General features: G+C 65.7%; 19 protein-coding genes. 8 read left to right on the top strand and 11 right to left on the bottom strand.

Annotated features, from left to right (window positions below; translation table 11 throughout):
* Positions 1-3: 3 nt before the first annotated feature.
* Complete coding sequence (locus ACWGIC_RS23460) at positions 4-843, top strand: MaoC/PaaZ C-terminal domain-containing protein (protein WP_452078079.1); 840 nt, start codon at positions 4-6, stop codon at positions 841-843.
* Here ACWGIC_RS23460 and ACWGIC_RS23455 read toward each other — a convergent pair.
* Positions 832-1,491 (bottom strand): TetR/AcrR family transcriptional regulator, encoded by a 660-nt coding sequence (locus tag ACWGIC_RS23455; RefSeq protein WP_101436807.1) that lies wholly within the window; start codon positions 1,489-1,491, stop codon positions 832-834. The genes ACWGIC_RS23460 and ACWGIC_RS23455 overlap by 12 nt on opposite strands.
* 120 nt (positions 1,492-1,611) lie before the next feature.
* On the opposite strand from ACWGIC_RS23455, the gene ACWGIC_RS23450 reads away from it, so the two are divergent.
* Entirely contained in the window at positions 1,612-2,256 is a 645-nt protein-coding gene (locus tag ACWGIC_RS23450; protein ID WP_452078078.1) for an SCP2 sterol-binding domain-containing protein, read from the top strand.
* A gap of 30 nt (positions 2,257-2,286) precedes the next feature.
* Positions 2,287-2,865 carry an SCP2 sterol-binding domain-containing protein gene (locus ACWGIC_RS23445; protein ID WP_452078077.1) on the top strand — a complete coding sequence of 193 codons (579 nt, stop codon included), beginning with the start codon at positions 2,287-2,289 and terminating at the stop codon, positions 2,863-2,865.
* A gap of 481 nt (positions 2,866-3,346) precedes the next feature.
* Here the strand turns inward: ACWGIC_RS23445 and ACWGIC_RS23440 are convergent, their stop codons facing one another.
* A complete protein-coding gene (locus ACWGIC_RS23440) occupies positions 3,347-3,997 on the bottom strand; it encodes a hypothetical protein (protein ID WP_452078076.1) in 651 nt (216 codons plus the stop codon).
* 721 nt (positions 3,998-4,718) lie between these two features.
* Between ACWGIC_RS23440 and ACWGIC_RS23435 the strand changes: the two genes are divergently transcribed.
* From ACWGIC_RS23435 to ACWGIC_RS23420, 4 genes are all read left to right on the top strand, one after another.
* Complete coding sequence (locus ACWGIC_RS23435) at positions 4,719-5,399, top strand: hypothetical protein (RefSeq protein ID WP_452078075.1); 681 nt, start codon at positions 4,719-4,721, stop codon at positions 5,397-5,399.
* A gap of 67 nt (positions 5,400-5,466) precedes the next feature.
* On the top strand, positions 5,467-6,864 hold the full coding sequence (locus ACWGIC_RS23430; protein WP_452078074.1) for a transcriptional regulator: 1,398 nt from the start codon (positions 5,467-5,469) through the stop codon (positions 6,862-6,864).
* A complete protein-coding gene (locus ACWGIC_RS23425; protein WP_452078073.1) occupies positions 6,865-8,691 on the top strand; it encodes a DEAD/DEAH box helicase in 1,827 nt (608 codons plus the stop codon).
* A 60-nt stretch (positions 8,692-8,751) separates the two neighbouring features.
* Positions 8,752-9,711 carry a NaeI family type II restriction endonuclease gene (locus tag ACWGIC_RS23420; protein WP_452078072.1) on the top strand — a complete coding sequence of 320 codons (960 nt, stop codon included), beginning with the start codon at positions 8,752-8,754 and terminating at the stop codon, positions 9,709-9,711.
* 22 nt (positions 9,712-9,733) lie between these two features.
* Here the strand turns inward: ACWGIC_RS23420 and ACWGIC_RS23415 are convergent, their stop codons facing one another.
* Positions 9,734-11,020, bottom strand: a complete 1,287-nt coding sequence (locus tag ACWGIC_RS23415; protein ID WP_452078071.1) for a DNA cytosine methyltransferase — start codon at positions 11,018-11,020, stop codon at positions 9,734-9,736.
* An 86-nt stretch (positions 11,021-11,106) separates the two neighbouring features.
* Between ACWGIC_RS23415 and ACWGIC_RS23410 the strand changes: the two genes are divergently transcribed.
* Positions 11,107-11,559, top strand: coding sequence for a very short patch repair endonuclease (locus ACWGIC_RS23410; RefSeq protein ID WP_452078070.1), 453 nt, complete (start codon positions 11,107-11,109; stop codon positions 11,557-11,559).
* 102 nt (positions 11,560-11,661) lie between these two features.
* Here ACWGIC_RS23410 and ACWGIC_RS23405 read toward each other — a convergent pair whose 3' ends face one another.
* The 8 genes from ACWGIC_RS23405 to ACWGIC_RS23370 all read right to left on the bottom strand — a co-directional run bounded on the left by ACWGIC_RS23405 (position 11,662) and on the right by ACWGIC_RS23370 (position 18,978).
* Complete coding sequence (locus tag ACWGIC_RS23405) at positions 11,662-12,777, bottom strand: DNA cytosine methyltransferase (RefSeq protein WP_452078069.1); 1,116 nt, start codon at positions 12,775-12,777, stop codon at positions 11,662-11,664.
* Positions 12,778-12,787: 10 nt separating this feature from the next.
* Positions 12,788-13,216, bottom strand: a complete 429-nt coding sequence (locus ACWGIC_RS23400) for a very short patch repair endonuclease (RefSeq protein WP_452078068.1) — start codon at positions 13,214-13,216, stop codon at positions 12,788-12,790.
* Between the two features lie 12 nt (positions 13,217-13,228).
* A complete protein-coding gene (locus ACWGIC_RS23395; protein ID WP_452078067.1) occupies positions 13,229-13,693 on the bottom strand; it encodes an FxsA family protein in 465 nt (154 codons plus the stop codon).
* Between the two features lie 76 nt (positions 13,694-13,769).
* The gene (locus tag ACWGIC_RS23390) at positions 13,770-14,681 is read right to left on the bottom strand and encodes an SEC-C metal-binding domain-containing protein (RefSeq protein ID WP_452078066.1); all 912 of its coding nucleotides are present in this window, start codon (positions 14,679-14,681) and stop codon (positions 13,770-13,772) included.
* A 51-nt stretch (positions 14,682-14,732) separates the two neighbouring features.
* Entirely contained in the window at positions 14,733-15,230 is a 498-nt protein-coding gene (locus tag ACWGIC_RS23385; protein WP_452078065.1) for a DNA topology modulation protein FlaR, read from the bottom strand.
* Between the two features lie 16 nt (positions 15,231-15,246).
* On the bottom strand, positions 15,247-16,431 hold the full coding sequence (locus tag ACWGIC_RS23380) for a hypothetical protein (protein WP_452078064.1): 1,185 nt from the start codon (positions 16,429-16,431) through the stop codon (positions 15,247-15,249).
* Positions 16,428-17,012, bottom strand: coding sequence for an ABC transporter ATP-binding protein (locus ACWGIC_RS23375; RefSeq protein ID WP_452078063.1), 585 nt, complete (start codon positions 17,010-17,012; stop codon positions 16,428-16,430). Before ACWGIC_RS23375 ends, ACWGIC_RS23380 begins: the two co-directional genes overlap by 4 nt.
* Before the next feature lie 31 nt (positions 17,013-17,043).
* Positions 17,044-18,978, bottom strand: coding sequence for an ABC transporter ATP-binding protein (locus ACWGIC_RS23370; RefSeq protein WP_452078117.1), 1,935 nt, complete (start codon positions 18,976-18,978; stop codon positions 17,044-17,046).
* Positions 18,979-18,991 lie beyond the last annotated feature (13 nt).

The following is an 18,991-nucleotide window of genomic DNA, read 5'->3' as shown; positions in this document are numbered from 1 at the left end:
GGAATGGCTGTTCGTGAAGTGACGAGCGCGCCCAGCCTGGCGACGCTGTACCCGAAAGCCCTGCTGCGCCGCGGCGGCGGCTCGACTCTCCCGGCCACGGAACTGGTGCGCCCAGAGGTCGTCGTCGACCCGGCACATGTCGCGGCCTACAACGAAGTCTGCGGATTCCGCTTCTCGGACGAGCTGCCGGCGACGTATCCGCACATGCTCGTGTTCGGGCTGCAGATGGCGTTGATGACCGAACCCGGGTTTCCGTTCCCCCTGCTGGGTTTGGTGCACGTCGAAAACCGGATCACGCAGCACCGTCCGCTGCTGCTCGGCGAGACGTTCCGGGTGAGCGTTCGCGCGGAAAACCTGCGGCCGCACGAAAAAGGCAGCCAGTTCGACATGGTGAGCGAGGTCCACTCCGGCGCGGACACGGTGTGGAGCGAGGTGTCGACTTATCTCCGCCGCACGGGTTCAGGTTCGGGTTCTTCAGCCCCGCGCGCCCAGCTGACGCCCCCGAAGCCGTCCGCGTTGTGGCACGTCCCGGGCGACATCGGCCGCCGCTACGCCGAGGTGTCCGGCGACCGCAACCCGATCCACCTGCACCCGCTGACCGCGCGCTTGTTCGGTTTCCCGAAAGCGATCGCGCACGGGATGTGGACGAAGGCGCACGCACTGGCGTCCTTCGAGGGCCGGCTGCCGGACGCGTTCAGCGTCGCGGTGCGGTTCAAGCAGCCGGTGCTGCTGCCCGGCCGCGCGGCGTTCACGACCTGGCAGACCGAGGACGGGTGGGCGTTTGAGCTGTGGCACGCGCGGAAGCCGAAACCGCACCTGGACGGGGTGATCTCAGCCCTCTGAGGGCTTCCAGACCTGCCCCTCGACGAGGTCGTTGAACCCCAGCCACACCAGGTTCATCAGCCACGACGCGAGCACGCCGTCGGAGATCTCCGGGTGGTCCAGCGCCCAGTCGGCCAGCGATTCCGCCGCGCCGACCAGCGCCGCGGCCAGGCCGGGACCGGAGAACTCCGTCTGCTCGCCGAGGCCTTTCCGGGTGCCCGCGGCCACCACGAGCGCCGCGACCAGTTCGATCGCGCGCGTGCGCATCGCGGTGATCTCCGCCGCGAACCCGCCGCCGACCGTCAGGGCTTGGCGGTGCAGCACCGTCCAGGACTCGCGGTACTCGGCGACGAAGCGGTAGAACGAGCGCAGGCCGTGCCACAGCTGCATGTCCGGCGGCAGATCGGGCTGCACGCCGGCCTGGATGGCTTCCAGCAGGCGAGTCGCCTCGCGCTGGATGCTCTTGCCGAAGAGGTCTTCCTTCGAGCCGAGGTAGGTGTAGATCATCGGCTTGGAGACGCCCGCGACCTCGGAGATCTCGTCCATGGACGCGGAGTGGTAACCGTGCTGGGAGAACACCTGCACCGCGGCGTCCAGGATCTGCCGTTCACGGACCGCCCTCGGGAGCCGTCTCGCTCGCTCGGGTGGGCGCTGATCTTCGTCGGGCACAGTGCTGTTTCCTCCCTCTCGCTGGCACGGACGGTACCCGTCCCCAGGTCGGCGGCGTTGCTTGCCGCACTACCTACTCACCGGTAGCCTTACGGCGGAAAGTTCCGGAAGGGGTGGAAGATGGCCGACAACCCGGAGGCGACCAGCTCTGACCTGGCCGGCCTGCGCGGGGTCGCGCTGCTGGACGCGTTGGACCGCACCGAAGCCGTCGACGCGAGCGCGCTCGACGTCAACGCGGTCGCGGACGCCATCGACCCCCGTGAGCTGGGCCGTTCCGATATGAACCGGCTGCTGGCGGCGCTGGTCCGGCTGTCTGAGCAGGTGCCGGCGTTCTCGCTGGACAAGGTCGACCCGACGAAGTTCGCCACGCTGGTCGCACGCGCGTCGCGAGCGCAGCTGGAGGCGGTGGTCGCCGAACGTCCGCTGCGGGAACGAGTGCTGGACGAGATCTTCGCGCGCATGGGAGCGCACATCCGTGCGAAGTCGCTGCGCGCGGTGGTGCACTGGCGGCTGTCCGGCGGCACCGGCGAGGGCGGCTACGACCGCTACGAGACCGTGCTTTCCGACGGCACCTGCACCGTGTCCCGCGAAATGCGCGAGAAACCCCGAGTGACGATTACGCTTTCGCCCGTGGACTTCTTCCGCATCATTACCCATCAGGCCACGCCCGCGGTCCTGTTCGTCACCGGGAAACTGAAGGTCAAGGGCGACCTGGCCTTCGCAGCCGGGCTGGTCGGCCACTTCGACCTCCCCCGACCGGCCTGAGCCGCTCCGGTGTCCCGCTGGCGCTCGCGCATGCGTGCCGCGCACTCACCCGGTGAGCACGCGGTGAACGGTTTCGCCCGCACCCTCGAGGTGGGCAAACTGACGCCGGAACAGTTCGTGCAGGTCCTGGAGACACTGCACATGCTCGGCACGGCCGGAGCCGGCATCGACATCGCCTCGCTGACCACCCAGTCTTTGGTGGATGTCGTCGCGACGGCTTCGCGGGAGCAGCTGAAAGGCATCGCCGACCACGACGAGCTGCGCTCGGTGTTCCTGGACGAGATCTTCCGCCGCATGTCGGAGCATTTCCGCCCGGAACGAGCCCGGCACGTCGACATCGTGGTCTCCTGGCGCTTCCCCGCCGGGGACGATTTCGACCGCTACCAAACGGTCATCGAGGACGGCCTGTGCGTCTCGAGCACCGACCTGGCCCGCACCCCGGACACGACGATCACGGTGGCGGTCGAGGACTTCATCCGGATGGCGACCGGGAACGCCGCTGTGGCGGCGATGTTCGTGACGGGGAAGGTGAAGGTCAAGGGAGAGTACGCGCCGGCGGTGCGGTTGTCGGGGTATTTCGACATTCCTAAGCCGACTGGGGCGGACTAGCCGCGCGCCGGCGTAAGGGGCCGTTCACGCCGGCGCGCAGGACTAGTCAACCCGCGCGAGTCACCAATGCCAGTGGGTCAGGCGGATGATCAGCGACAGCAGCCTGAAGAAAAAGATCACGAGCTTGAACCAGGGGCTGCTGGCAGCCTTCCGGACACGCTTCCCGCGTCGGCGAATGGTTACGCTGATACGGGCGATCTTCCGCTTCCAGCGACTGCCGGACGGAGTGATGATTCCCCTGCTGAGCCGCTTACAGCGCAGGTCACGCTTACTATTGACCACAGAACATGGCCTTCCGTAGGAGTTCGGTCGTGTTCGAAGGGATAGGGCTGGCCGATGGCTTGCCGGCGCTCGGTCAGTCCTGTCTCGGGGTTTCGCCTGAAGATCGCAAGGCGGACCCCGCGCGCCTGCCGGCTGACGGCGTGCGCGGACACTGAAGGTGCTCGACCAGGGTTGTTCACGGTATGTATTCACTCGGCTCCTAGGCTGCGGGTCTTCCCAAGCGCCATCGAACGTCAGACCCGACGGCAGTTACTCTGTGTAGTAGTGGCTCGGCTTCCTCGAGTAATGCGCGCACGGTCGCGTAGTCCTGTGCGCGCAGGGACGTGAGTGCCGCCGAGATCATGTCTGCGGCAGTTGGGGTGGGCGTGGCGCTCGGCAGGGACTCCTGGGGGTCAGGCTTGAGGCGCGGACCGCTGGAGGCGGGGCTGCCGACTTGGTTTGCGTCGCCGTCCGGCTCGGACGGCACGGCGAGTTTTCCGTTGCGCCGGTCTAACCGGCACGCCTTGCCGTTGCGCCGGTCCTTTTTTCCTGCGCTTTCGCCCTCGCTTGTGGTGTGCACCACAGCATTATTAGCGACTTGGCCCCCTGTGGTTGCTCGCGGAAGGCTCTCTTTGGCCGCGCGGCGCAGCTCGATGAGCTCGTTTAAACGGCACGGCAGTTCGCGTTCGGGCGTCCGGACAGCGGCCGCCCGGTGGATCGTCTCGAGGAATGCCGCGGGCGGGATTCTTGCCAGATTCAGGTACTGGGACAGGGTGGGCTGCGCTACGTGCAAGATGGCGGCGTTGGACACCATGCTCCGATTCGGCAGGCGGCGATACAGTTTCTTGAGCATGGCGGCGAACGCGAGCACTTCTGGAGTGGGCGGGCGTCCAAGCCGTTTCCCGACTTGTCCCAAGGCTGGCATGTTCCTCGAACTCCTTTGCTGAACTCCGACTTAGGGAAACGGCTCAGGGAATCGGCTTAGGGAATCCTGGCCTTACTGGCTCATCGGACTGTCGCGAGGTGTGAGTCGCAAGACTGGCCGCGCCGCGGCATGAAGACCATCATGAGATGGGCAGCCTCGGCAGAACCTGTTGCCGCGCAACGGGTCTAGAGCGAGTCTAGAACGGGTTTAGCTTACGTCTTGGACTGCTTCGATGGTCAGGTAATCCCGCCGTGCTCCCTTGTTCCTGGATTATTTGTGTTTTGGTGATGGTGGTTCTCGGCGAGCCTAGCAGCCTTCGCGCGTGGAGCGTCAGCGGTTCTTGCGTACGGAGTGTCGGCCGCGTACGCGCTCTTCGCGGTGCGCGCGCCACGTACGCGGGTGACTGTTGCGGCCGCACCGGTCGCTGATTCGAAAGTCGACAAGTCGACTTTCGCCGAAATTTCACCAGATGGATAGATCTTCCCGCCTGGTGAAATCTTACTGAGTAAACAATCGATTTTCTTTGCAATAATCGGTGTAATGACAACGCGATGGCAAATTTTGCAATAATTGCAGTCTGTCTGCGGTTGCAGACAGACTCTCTGTGTCCTGATATAAATCAGCCAGGAAGGGCTTTGAAGCCGAGATGACGTGTGATGGAGGAAAGATGCCGCTTTCCTGGCAAGATGAAAACCTGGGCACCATGAAAAGGGTGGCCTTGTGGCTTGTTTCCGAAGTTGGAGAAGGGAGCAAGTTCACCAAGGCGGAGCTGCGTGACGCCTTTCCGGGCGTCTCGCAGATCGACCGGCGGATGCGGGATCTCCGGAGTTTCGGATGGCGCATCGACACGAACCGGGAGGACGTCACCTTGGCTGCCCCGGAGCAGCGCTTCGTGGAGCAGGGCCAGCCGGTGTGGGAAAAGGGTGTGACGTCCAGGCCGTCGCATGCGCCGGCGATCGGTGCCACGCGTCGCCGGGAGATCATCGCGCACGATGACAACATGTGCCGTTCGTGCGGTATCACTCCTGGTGACATGCATGAAGACACGGGGGAAGGCGCACAGCTCGACATCGCGCGCCGCAAGGTGCGGGTTCCGGACGGCGGGGTGGAGGTACAGCTGGTAGCCGAATGCCGCAGGTGCCGGTTGGGGGGGAACAAGCTTGTCGCGGATGCCGTTGGGGTGGCAGCCAGGGCGAAGGGCCTGAGCGAGGCTGACCAGCGGGTCCTGGCAAGCTGGATCGAAGCTGGTGAACGGGACTTCCGGGAGGTGGAGCGCGTGTGGGCCAATTACCGCGCGCTGCCGGCCGAGTCGCGCGACAGCGTCCGCAGTGCGATTGGCTTGGACTGAAGCATCTCTGGGCTAGGGCCGGGATATCGTTTCTCCCGGGAAGCCCGTGGCCGGCGCAGGAGTGGTGATGATTAAAGACTATGGGCAACCGCCCCGAGCCGACGAGATTCGGCACCTCATCGAGCGACGGCTCAAGGAGGTAGCCGAAGCGGCGGGCCCGCGGGAAACCCAGACGGTCGACTGGCGCGGCAAGCAGGTTCACCTGGATGTTGTCGAGGTGAGGATCGGGGATCTCTACTACAACCCCGCTACCCACCGCGTCCGCGCTCAGCGCACCCACGATCCACGGCTTGACGCGCTGGTCGACGAGGATCCCTGGTCGGTTGAAAGCCAGCAGTACCTGGACAAGCTACTGAAAGTCCCGCCGGCGGACCCGACGCAGATCGATCAGGCTTTCACCGACCTGAAAGAAAGCCTTCAGGAGTATGGGCAGTCCGAACCAGGACTGACGACCGTTGATGGCGTGCTCGTCAACGGGAACACTCGCCGTGCAGCGTTGATGGAGCTCAGCGGCCCTGAAGCGACCATGCGGGTTGCCGTGCTGCCGGCGTCCTGCGACTGGTCTGACGTACGAGACGTCGAGCTGTCCCTTCAGCTGAGGAAGGAACATCGCCGCGATTATTCGTACATCAACCGGTTGCTGGCTATCGATGAGCTGGTCAGCCAGGGCATCCCGATGCCGGCTATCGCGCAGACTTTTCGCAGCACGGTGCCGGCTTGTGAGCAGGACTTGTGGGTCTTCTCCGCGATCAAATCAATGATCGAACGCAGCGAGGTCGGCGGGAAGCGCATCCCGCTCATCGCGTTCGAACGAGACCAGGAGAAGATGCGGGAGCTGGCGCGGACTTATCAGAAGGTCAAGGCCGCCAGGCCGGATGATGCCGAGGTCCTGAAGGAAGCACGTCTCGCTGCGATCGCGCTGGACTTTTCCAAGACAGACGTCCGGTTCATCGAGCCGGACTTCCTGGATCGGTATCTCTCGCCCCGGTTGCCGGATGGATTCATCCCGGAGATCCGGTCAGCCGAAGTCGCGATCCCTGGGCTGGGCAGGGCGGTGAAGTCTGGGTCCAGCCAAGCCGCTACGGCCAGGGCGTTCACCGACAAAGTGCTTCGCGCGGTGGCTGAGAAGTCGGCTAACACCGACGGAAAATCCGAGGCTTGGACAGAAGTTCACGGCTTGATGGACAACGCGATCAAGCTGGCCGGCAGCGATCAGACGCTGACGAAGAAGAAGCGGAAGGTATCGGATCGGGTCACCGCCGCCACGGACCAGTTGCAGCAGTGCGTGACCGACTTGGTGATGTCGCGCGCTGACCGGTCCCTCGATGAAGAGGCATTCGACGATGCGCTGCTGAAGCTGAAGAAGGTCCTTCGCCGGCTGGCGGTTGAAGGGACGCGTACGGTCAAAGAACCTGGTGACGGCGTTGAGTGGTTGCGTCACGTAATGCTGGAGTCTGGTTCCTGAGTGGCTGAATCGTCGCCCAGCCTGGTGCTGGCCTTTGACCAGACAAGAACGCGTGCGGAACTTCGCGCCCAAGCGTCCTATCGGGAGTCGCTCGCCAGCATGATGGCGCGGTTTCCCGGTGGCCGGATGGTGGACCGGCTGGCCGCCCAGGTGCCGATCGACGAGTTTCTGGCTGGGCTCGAAGAGCTAGCGAACTGGCCTGAACCGGAGACAGTCGTCTGGGAAGAGGATTTCCGCGCCCGGGCTCTGGGACTGCTCCACGACGCGGAACGGTCAGAACAGATTCTGGCCGGAGAGCCAGAGAGCGACCAGGTCTCCGCAGCGGACGTCCCCGCGATCCTCGGTCCTGGGTGGACGGCGGATCTCACCGAGTTCCAGCGTCGTGACATCGCCAAGCTTCTCTCGCTGGGGCACGGGGCGAACTTCAGCGTTCCTGGTGCCGGCAAGACCCGCGTTGCGCTCGGGGTGTTTTCGGCTCTGCGGGAACAGGGACAGGTCGACCGTGTCCTGGTGGTCAGCCCGAAGTCCGCGTACGAAGCTTGGGTTGACGAGAGCCAGGAGTGCTTCGGCGACGGCTTTACTGTGCAGTTCCTGGGGAGGGCTGGTTTCCGTGGCGCTGACTTGCTGATCGTCAACTACGAGAGACTCGGCCGTTCCCTTGAAACTCTGGCGGACTGGCTGGACGCGGGTCCCGCACTGATGATCCTCGACGAGGCACATCGGATGAAACTGGGCACGGCCGGCGTCTATGGCATGGCCTGCATGTCGCTCGCTCCCCTGAGCAAGGCGCGGCTGATCTTGACCGGGACACCGGCCCCGAACGGGGCTCGCGACCTGGAGAGTTTGCTCGCTTTCGTCTGGCCAGGCCGTGGCCGGCGGGTGGTGAGCCAGGCGGTGGAGGGCGGCAACCTGGACTACGCCAGCCGCGTGCTGAAGCCGATGTATACCCGTACGACCAAACAGGAACTGGGCCTGCCGCCCGTCAGTCTCAGGGTCCGGACTGTCGAGATGCCTCCTCTGCACCGGGAGATCTACGACGCGCTTCTGGGGCAGTTCGTTTCTGCTCGCGCGGAACGAAGCCGGTCTGACTTCGACTCGCTGGGCAGGACTGTTCTTCGCATGATCATGGCCGCGACGAGCCCTGCCTTGCTTGCGCAGGGGGCTTCTCGCTACGAGCCGCTGTCTTTGCAGGTCCCTCCGTTGGAAGTGCCGCCCAGCAACCCCCTGTACGAACTGCTCGGCTCATTGGGCGAGTACGAGATACCGCCGAAGTACCAGGAAGCTCTCGCGATCGTGGCCGGCAACGCCGCGCAAGGCCGGAAGACCCTTGTCTGGGCCAGTTTCGTGCGAAGCATTACCACGCTGGAGAGCCTGCTCGCGGACTTCTCCCCCGCGGTAGTGCACGGTGGCACGCCGGACCGTCAGGAGCAGATCGATCGTTTCCGTACCGATCCGTCGTGCCAGGTACTGATCTCGAACCCCGCGACACTTGGCGAGGGGATCAGCTTGCACCAGGTCTGCCATGACGCGGTCTATGTCGACCGCGACTTCCAAGCCGGACGCTTTCTGCAGAGCTTGGACCGGATCCATCGGCTAGGTCTCGCACCGGACGCGGAAACCAACGTCACCATCCTCTCTGCGCGCGAAACAATCGACGAGGTCGTCGCGCTGCGGCTCAACGAGAAGCTCGACTTCATGGGCCGGATCCTCGACGACTCCGCTGTCCGGCAACTCGGGGACCCGGATGATGAACCGGCAGCGGTGGCGGGCATGGATTCAGCAGATGTCGAAGCGCTGATGCTGCACGTCGCGGCACGCGAGAAGTGAGTGCGGAACTTCCGGCGAAATCGCTGTGAGCTGCCGGCGAAGCGAACTAGGGTCGTTCGCATGGTGGACGATGAGCCGGGCGGCCAAGCAGGGTTGTGGAAAGAGCCTGCGAGCCAGGATCCCGACCCGCAACTCGACGAGGTCGCCGCGATTCTCCGTAACGCCGATCCGGACGGACAGCGATTCGCGAGGGCGATCCGCCGCAGCTTTGACATGCTGCTTGACGGCCAGAACACTGGCCGCTATCGCTGGGATCAGTTGCACAAGACGGAGAAGACTCACGCCGGCACGCTGATCGAGATCAACATCCAGCGAGAGTTCGAGTTCGCCGGCGGCGAGTCTATGGACTATGCGATCGGAGGCGTCGACGTCGACTGCAAATTCTCGCAGCGGAACGGGGCCTGGATGATTCCTCCGGAAGCCCGCGACCACTTGCTTCTGGTGGTGTGGGCCAGCGACCAAGAATCCCGGTGGTGCGTAGGCCTGGTACGGGCCAAGCCGGAATATCTGCGGATCGCCCAGAACCGGGATGGCAAGAGCACCCTCAACGCCTACGGAAGGGGACAGATCCGCTGGCTCTTCCGAGATGCCCCGTTGAAAGAAAACTTGTTGCTGCGCCTCAACGATGCGGAAATCAAGGAGGTCTTCGCATCGCGGTTCGGGCAGCAGCGGGTCAACGCGTTGTTTCGCGTCGCTCTAGGAAGACGTGTGTCGCGTACCGTCGTAGCCACAGTAGCCATGCAGTCCGACTATATGAAGCGCGTCCGGGGGAATGGTGGAGCGCGCACGATCCTGAAACGTGAAGGTATCGTGATTCTTGGCGACTACGTCAACCACGTTAATGTCGCGAAGACCTTGAATATGGCTGAGCCAGGTGAGGGAGAGTTCGTCAGCGTGCGGCTGCGGCCGAGGGCTGCGAACGACCTCGGCCCTTCTGTGGAGCTGGACGGTGAGGAGTGGGTGGTCGCTTCTCCGGGCGCGCAAATCACGAAGCCTGCGCCCGACCTGCCTCGAGTCTGACGTTGGCCGCAGGACTTCGGTCTCAGCTGATCTTGGTCCGGTTCTTCTGGAACGCCTCATGCCGGACATGGTCATCCTGGCCGACGAATGCCTTGAAGTCGCCGAGCATGTACTCGACGCCCTTGTCACCTTGGTGGATCTTCAGGTCGAAGTCCTGGCTGATCAGGCTGATTCGTTTCTCCAGTTCTGGAATATCCAGCTGAAGTCCGGATTCCTTTTTAAGTTCCTCTGCGGTGACGAATCTATCGGTTTTTCGCAGGGCGCGATAAACCGGGTCATGTTCCTGGTTCAGCTGCCGGTCGCTGACTTTCCCTTCCTTCTGCAGGGCCTTCATGATTGCTTTCCCGACGGCGAATGCCATGGGCGGCGGGAACGCGTTGCCGATCTGCCGGTAGTTCGAGGTCTTCCGGCCGGTGAATTTCCAGTCGCCGAACTCATTTGCCCAGCCTTGAATGCGAGCCACCATCTCGTTGGTTAGCTTGGGGCCGGGCTTCCCTTCGAATTTATCGCCTGGTTTCGGTGCGTCGTCAGCGAGGCCCATCGCATCCACGCCGAGTTCGGCCCATGCGCGCTTCGCGCGAGTCGGCCCGAGATCCGCGCCGCCGTGCTTCTTCGAACCGCCGACGATGGTAGGGGCGATCTTGCTGGCCTTCTTCTTCCAGTCTTCGAGGCCTTCCCATTCGTGCTTGCCCATCAGGTCTCCGATGGCTTCCGCGACGGTGACTTCACGCTCGGACTCTTCCGGCCAGGAGAAGTGGTCCGCATACTCCTTCTGGAGTGCGACGAGCACAAAACGTGGCCGGAGTTGCGGCACGCCGAACCCGGCCGCGTGCAGGAGCCGCCACTCGGCGACGTAACCAAAGCTCACGAGCTGGTCCATCACATGCTGGCGGTAGGCGGCGAAGCGGGGCATGCTCAGTCCGCGGACGTTCTCAAGCATCACGGCGCGCGGCTTGATGACGTTGACTTGCTCCACGGCCCATGCGAACAGATCACGCTCGTCGTTCGCGCCCAGCTGCTTGCCGGCGATGGTGAACGGAGGGCACGGAACCCCGCCTGCCAGGAGCGCGAGTTCTGGCCACCCCGCATCGTTGTCCGGCCGGTGATGCTCCGGTACCCACGTCTCGGGATCGGCGACGTCGCCCTCTCGGACGATGTGCTCCTCGCCCTCGAAGTTGGCCCTCAGGGTCGCGCACGCGTTGTGGTCAAGCTCGATCGCGAGCCGATGAGTAAAGCCAGCCTCTTTCAGGCCTAATGCCTGGCCGCCGGCGCCAGCGCAGATCTCGATGACCTCGAAGGCCTCACTCACAGCAACCTCCTCAGGGCTCGCGCGAGATGCTTGGGCGCGGAACGGTATCTTTCCTCATGGCTTGAACCCTGCTGGAAGGGGTGTCGATGGCACGTGGCGACGCTCGAGACAAAGCGCACGCCAAGGGGCTCTACCCCGCTCCTGCCAGCGAGGGCCGTTCGAGGAACATGCGCGCGAACCGCCGCACGGACACCAAGCCTGAGGTGACTCTCCGCAAGGAACTGCATCGGCTTGGTTACCGGTACCGGAAAGATCTCCCCCTGGTGCTCGACGGTGGCGTCCGGGTGCGGCCGGACATCGTTTTCACGGCGCGGAAGATCGCAGTCTTCGTGGACGGCTGCTTCTGGCATGTGTGTCCCGAACACGGCAGGCAGCCGACGAGCAACGAGTGGTACTGGACGCCGAAACTGCAGCGCAACATGGCCAGGGACGAGTTGGTGACCGGCGCGTTGCGCGACGCCGGGTGGAACGTGGTGCGCATCTGGGAACACGTTCCGCTGCCGGAGGCAGTGGCCGCGGTCACTGATGCGATGAGCTAGCTGGAACACGTGTTCGACTGTAGTGCGCAGGAACGTCCAGATCTGTGAAACACGCGCACGGCGCGCCGCCTAGCTGCACAAAAGAGTGGCTGCGACTGCGTATCAGCCAGCGGCTTCCAAGCTCATTTCCCCACGCGCCAACGGCATCAGGTAATTCTCCGACAACCACCGCACCACCGGCACGCACACCGCGTCCCCGAAACCGAACAGTGCCTGGTTGTTTCGCAGCCCGTCCAGCGCGTACTTCCCCGCGCCCATCAGCCGCGCGTACTCCCGCGGCGTCATCCATCGGACCCGCACCGATCCTCGGCCAGCCTGCACCACAGCCTGTTTGGACGAGCCGCCCCGGGCGGTGCGCAGGCAGCCGGAGATGTCGTCCGGCCGGACTTCCCACACTGGTTTTCCGTTCCGGGTCCGCCGGTAGGCCGTCCGGTACACCAGCTTCTTTCCCGCTTTGAGCTGCGTCAATCGCTCCAGCTGAAGCGGGGACAGCGACCCGATGAACCCCGAGGTCCGGAGCGGATTCCACCAGCGCTCGTCGTCGGCGGAAAGGCGTTCGACGGCGGCGGACAGCCCGGTGACCAGCAGCGGCGGAGGCGCGGGCAAGGCGGCGCGATGTGTCCGCAAAGAAGGGTCGAGCGCCAGCCAAGCCGGGCGGAGCGGCGACGGAGCGGACGAGTCGGAGGGCGGGCTTTGCGCGCCGACGATGAACAACCGCGGCCGTGACTGCGGGACGAACCGCCGGGCGTCGAGGGTCAGGACGTCGGCGGAGTAGCCGAGGCGGTTGAGTTCTCCGATTGCCGCGCGGAGGTCGTCGCCGCCGTGGCTGGTGGCTAGGCCGACTACGTTTTCCAGCGCTACCACCGGCGGCCGGTCGGGGCCTAGTTCGTCGAGGATGCGGGTGAATTCCCAGAACGTCGACGAGTGCGAGCCCGCCAGGCCGCGGCGCCAGCCGGCCAGGGAGAGATCGGTGCAGGGGAAGGACGCCCAGGCCAGGCTGAGACCAGCGGGCAGATCCGCGCCGCGCAGGGCGGCGACGTCGCCCAGTACGTACTCGTGCGCGCCCTGGTCGTTGAAGTGTGCCTCGTACATCGCTTGCTTCGCCGGTTCGATGTCGTTCGACCACGCGACGTCGAAACCGGCCGGTTCGAGGCCTAGGCGCACGAGGCCGATGCCGGCGAAGAACTCCGCGGCGGTGGGCTGACCCGGTAGAGGCATGGCGCCAACATTAATGGGGCCGGCGTTCCTGGACGGTCTCGATCACTCGCGACGCGGCGACGTCGCTCGCTTCGTGTTCCCAGATTCGCACCGACAGCCAGCCCGCTTCGAGCAGCAGCGCGTCGGTATTCGCGTCGCGGCGGCGGTTGGTTTCGATCTTGGTCCGCCAATAATCGGCATTGTTCTTCGGCCAGGTGCCGTGTTCCGGGCAGCCGTGCCAGAAGCAGCCGTCCACGAAAACCGCCACCCGAGCCGGGCCGAACACCAGGTCAGCCTCGCGGCGGACGCCCTTCACCGGACGGCGGTGCACTCGGTAGCGGTACCCGGCGGCGTGCAGGATCTTGCGCAGCGCCATTTCGATCCCGGTGTTGCGGGACTTCTGCCTGCTCATGCGGGCGCTTACCGCGGAAGTCGTTTCCAGCCGCTCCACGGGAGTCATTGTGGCAAAGGCTCAGCCTTCGACGATCCGGCCTTCGATCACCGGGTGCTTCGTCGGCCGCGGCTCCTCCGCGACGACCTCGCTGTCCACCACCATCACCGGGCCGCGCCGCTGGTTGGCGTACCGGATCGCGCGCTTCTCGGCACGACGCAGCCAGAACCGGCGGGCGATCGAGCGGGTGGGCGGCAGGAGGAACAGCAGGCCGAGCACGTCGCTGACGAAACCGGGGACCATGATCAGCACGCCGCCGAGCGCGACGAGCATGCCGTCGGTCAGTTCCTTCTCCGGATTGCGGCCCGACTGCGCGGTCGCCATGAACGCACGCATCGCCTTGCCGCCCTCGCGACGCGCCAGCCACGAGCCCACGAACGCGCCCGCGATCAGCAGAGCGATCGTGCCGAGCACACCGACGACCGAGCCGACCGCCCAGATGGCGGCGACTTCAGCGATGACGTAGAGCAGGAACACGACAGCCATACCTAGTGAACGAACGAGTGCCGGGTTTTGCTCCCGGGGGTGGATCAGCGCAGGTCAGCTGGCTGTCGTGGCGCGGTCAGGAGAGGCGCGGACGGCCGCAGCATTTCTTGTATTTCGCGCTCGAGCCGCACCAGCAGGGCTCGTTGCGCGCGGGAGGCCAGCTCAGCGCGCCGCCTTCCTCGAAAATCTCGTTCATGCAGGCCAGCCGGGTGTCTTCGGCGGCTGGATCGCCGCCGGTACGGGTCGCGAACTCCCGGAGTCTCTCGGTGGTCAACGGGACCATCACGATCCGGGCAGTGCCCGCCTCGGACAGCTCCCGGTTGTCGGCCTCGCGGTCGGCGACGATGGTGTCCACATCGGCGTGTTGAACCAGGTGCGGCCAGGCCTCGTGCGCGCGGGGAATCTCGTCGCGGGGCCAGAACAGCACTCGCACCTCCCCCGGAGGCGCTGGCGGGGCGGGAGCACGGTCCGAATCCGAAGGGCTCTGAACCGACTCGTCCTGCTTATCCGGAGGCAACCCCAGTGCGCGGCGCACCCGTCGGCGAGCAGTCAAGATGTGGTTCGCGTGGGTGAAGAACCCGAACTCCGGGTTCCCGCCGGTCGACTCCTGCTCGGACAGCCGGTCTGCGGCCAGGTCGAACCAGGTCAGCGCCTGCTGCAGCTCGCCACAGTGTTCCAGCAGCTCAGCGGCCAGGTGATACGGCACCGGTGAGGCCAGCCGCTCGGACCGCAACTCGTCCAGGCAGGCCTGGGCCTCCTCGGTCCGGCCGAGGTCGAACAGCACCTCGGCGAGTTCAACCCGGGCGTTGCCCCCGTCCTCGCCGCCCAGAGCGACAGCCTGGGTCAGCAATGCGATGGCGCGGTCATCGTCGCCGGCCTGACGTGCTGCCTGGGCTGCCTCGAACAAGATCTCTCCCCGCTCATCGGGGTACTTCTCCATTTCGGCTTCCAGTTGTGCGGCGGTCTCCGCGGCCGTTCCCGTCCTCATGTGAGGCACTGTATTGCTGGCCCCGGACGGGATGAGCGGCGCCGGTCGGGGTCAGAGGGTGTGCAGGAACGCGTCGACCTCGCGCGGTGTGCGCAGCAGCACCTGCCGTGCGGAGGGCGCTCCGGCGGCGATCCGCTGCAGCATCAGCGGGCGGCGGGTCGGCCACTTCCAGATCCACTGGACTAGTTCGGCGTCGATTTTCGACACGCATCCGGCGGCCTGAGTCTCTTGGCCCCATTCGCGCAGCTGCCGTCGCACGGCGCGGAACAGGCAGACATAGCGCGAGGCGTCTAGGAGCACCACGGTGTCGGCGAACGGCAGGCGCAGGTCGAAGGTCTTGCTGTAGTTGCCGTCGATCACCCAGCTGTCCGTGCTGGCGGCTTCGGCGACCGCGGCGCGGAACTCTTCTGGCGGGGCAGGGACCCAGCCGGGACGCCAGTAGAGCCGGTCCAGATGGGTGACCGGAAGGTCTAGGGCGGTACCGATGCGCCTGGCCAGGGTGGTTTTTCCGGCCCCGGAACACCCGGTGACCATGATGCGTCGCCCCATGCCGTCGACCCTAGGGCTAGACCGGGATAAAACTCGCCGCAATTAACCCCAGCACCAGCAGATCCGGACCCCGTACAAGCTGCCGCACGAGACCCGCCGGGATCAGGACGCCCTCGTACAGCACCATCCCCATCGAGCTGAAGTCCAGCGGGCCGCGGGTCACCGAGCGCACCGCCGCGAGCGCGGCGAGCAGGACGGCGACCACCGCGCTGACCGAAGCCGGAATGCCCAGCAACAGGACCACACCCGCCCAGACCAAGGCGAGCAGGCCCAGAAAACCGCAGGTCACGGCATGCAGACGCAGGTTCGACGCGTCCAGCCAACGACGCAGGCCGGGCACTCGATGCAGCTGCGCGACGGGCGCGGTGAACGGCAGCAACGCCAGATAACCGCCGATGCCGAGCAGCCACACCGACGTCACGGCGGGGAACGTCGCGTGGGTCGCGAGCACAGCGAGTGCCAGGAAGACCGGCAGTCCGAGCGTGTACCGGCGCGCGAGAGTCCCCGTGACGACATACCGGGTGACGATGAAACGCCCGGCCAGTGCGTTCCGCCACGGCACCGGGCGTCCGGCCGGGAGCAGGGCCCAGACGTCCAGGAAGGCGGCGGACGTCCGGCGCACCATGCGTTCGGTGTAGTGCCGGATCAAGCTGTCGCGGGAAACCGTGTGCGGCAACGAAACGGAACGGGTCAAGGCGACGGCCGAGAGCCCAGCAGCGACCGCGTAGGTCCACAGTGGAACAACCAGGGCCAGTGCGAGGGTAAGCGGCAGAAGGGATTCACCGGGGAACGGCCGGCGGCGGCCCATCGCCAGCGCCAGCGCGGCGACGGTCAGATACAGCGCGATCGGCCCGATCAGGCTGGGCGGGAACCCGATGAGCATCCCGGACACCGCGAAGAAGTAAGCCGCCAGGCCGAATCGGGCCGCCCAGTCCAGCACGAGCCGTTGAGTGAGCACAGCAGGGCGCTGGCCGTCGAAATCGTCCCAGGTCAGCGTCGCCGGATGGGCCCACACGTAGCCGCGCCGCAGGGTGGCTCGCCAGGCCAGCGCGAGGCCGGTGCACAGCACGAGCACGCTGCCGAGCGCGCCCACCGGTGCGCTGCCGATCAGCTGGCTGCGCACCAGTTCGGTGTTGTAGAACGGCGAGCCCAGCAGGCCGGCGGCGATGACCAGCGCCAGTACCAGGTCCGGGCGTTTCACAGGTCCACCACGTAATCCGCGACCTCGTCCGCGAGCGGCGGGTGATGGCTCGCCACGACCACCGCCGCGCCGCGCTGGACGCTGGTGGTGACCAGGGTGGACAGCCAGGCCCGGCCCTCGGCGTCCAGGGCGCGTTCCGGTTCGTCCAGCAGCAGCACCTCGTGCGGGCGCGCGACCGCGGCGTGCAGGAGGAGCCGGCGGCGTTGTCCGGCGGAGAGTTCCGCCGCGGGCACATCGGGAGCCGGGACGGGGCCGTCGGCCAGTTCGCCGCCGAAGGAATTGCGCAGCAGATCGAGATGCTGCCGGGGCGTGAGTTCGTCGAAGAGCGCCGAATCGTCGAAAAGGACGGAAACCCGGCGACGGAAAGCGGCGGACCGCTCGTCCGGCGGTCCGCCGCAAACGGACACGGAACCGGACGTCGGCGTCTGATTCCCGTAGAGACAGCGCAGCAACGTCGATTTGCCCGCTCCGTTGGCACCGCGGACGACCAGGCATTCGCCGGCGTCGACGGCCAGGTCGAGACCGCTGAACAGCGCTGTCTCGCCCGCGGTGACCCCCAGGTCTTGAGTGGTGATGAGCACGAAACCCCCTCGGCTGATCACCCCAAGATAGTCACTTCAAGTACGCCTCCGCTTGCAGCGTGAACAATTCCGCGTACCCGGCATCGGCGGCCATCAGCGCTTCGTGCGTGCCGTACTCCGCGACTTTCCCGTGATCCAGCAGCAAAATACGCTCAGCCTGGCGCACTGTCGAGAAACGGTGCGAGATGTACAGCGTCGTCCGCCCGTGCGACAACGTGTGCAACCGGTCGAACAGGTCGTGCTCGGCCTGTGCGTCCAGTGCGGACGTCGGCTCGTCCAGGATCAGGATCGGGGCCTCGCGCTGGAAGGCCCTGGCCAGCGCGATTTTCTGCCATTCCCCGCCGGACAGCGACACGCCCTGGTCGAACCACCGGCCGAGCGGGCTGTCGTAACCCGTCGGCAGCCGGGCGATGCGCTCGTCGGCTCCGGCGCGGCGGGCGGAGTCCTCGATGTGCTCGCGATCGGTGAGCCGGTTCAGGTCGCCGAGGCCGATGTTCTCCGCCGCGGTGCCTTGGTAGGTCACGTAATCCTGGAACATCGCGCTGATCTTGGTGCGCAGTTCGACCGGGTCGTACTCGCGGATGTCCACGCCGTCCAGCAGAATCCGGCCCGCTGTCGGGTCGTACAGCCGGCACAGCAGCTTGAACAGCGTCGATTTGCCCGCGCCGTTGCGGCCCACTACCGCGACGGTTTCGCCGGGACGGATTTCGAAACTCACCCCGTGCAGCGCCGGTTCGTCCGCGCCCGGATAACTGAAGCTCACCGACTCGAACTGGATATGTCCTTCCACAGTGGACGGAAGCGGACGCGGCTTCGGCGGTGCGGTGATTTCCGGTTTGGTGTCGAGGAATTTGTACAGCGTGTCCAGGTAGAGATTGTTCTCGTACATCCCGGAAAACGCGGTGAACAGCCCGGTCACCGAGCTTTGCACGGACGTCGCGGCGGCGGTGTACAGCGCGAGATCGCCCAGCGTGAGCCGTCCGCCGACGGCTTCCAAGGCGATGTACAACGCGATCGCCGAGCCGACCATGGTGCTCAGCAATCCCCACGACGTCGAGCTGACATTCCGTTTCACCGTCAGCTTTCGCTGCCGTTCATAGGACACCACGCCCAGCTTCCGGAACCGGTCCACGAAGTACGGGCCGAGGCCGAACAGCTTGGTCTCCTTGGCATACGTGTCCGTAGTGACCAAAGAGGACAGATAGTCCATCCGCCGTTTGATCGGCGACATCATGAAGGTGAGCCAGAACGCCCGCGATCCGTACTTCGACTGCGAGATGAACGCCGGGATCGGGGCCAGCAACGCGACCAGCGCGAGCAGCGGGCTGATCGACACCAGCAGGGCGATCATGCTGGCGAAGGTGATCAGCGTCCGGATCAGGCCGAGCGCCGAGGTCATCATCGACAACGGGCGCGTCGGCGCTTCCTGCGCGGCCTGGCGCAGCATGTCGTACGACGCCGAACCCTCGAAGTAGGCCAGGTGCAGATCGCTCGCGTGCCGCATGACCTGGTGCCGGATGGTGAGCGTCATCCGTTCCTGCAGCAGGGTTTGCGCGATCGTGGTGATCGAGCTGCTGATCGCGGTCGCCGCCAGCACGCCGAACTGGAACAGCGTGATGCGCACGATGTCCGCGGTCGACCCCCGATGCTGGATCGCCGCGACCACCGAGTCCAGCAGGATTTTCGCGATATACGCGGTGACCGTCGGCAGCAGGCCGGACGCCAGCGTGACGACCGCGAGCAGGATCGTCAGCGTCGGGCTGGCCTGCCAGGTCAGCTTCGCGACCTTCGGCAGGCCGCGAACGGTGCCGCTGATCGAAGTGCGCATCCGCGACAGCCGCTCCCGCACGCCTTTCGGCTGTTCCGGCTGCTCCGGTTCCGGGATGTCGACCGGTCCGGTGAGACCGCTGTCCGGCACCGATTGCGCCATCCGGCGGCGACCGCGGCGGCCGAGGACCATCTCGATCCCGCCCCCACCG

Source organism: Amycolatopsis sp. NPDC054798 (assembly GCF_053611505.1).
This window is presented reverse-complemented; position numbering and strand designations above follow the sequence as displayed.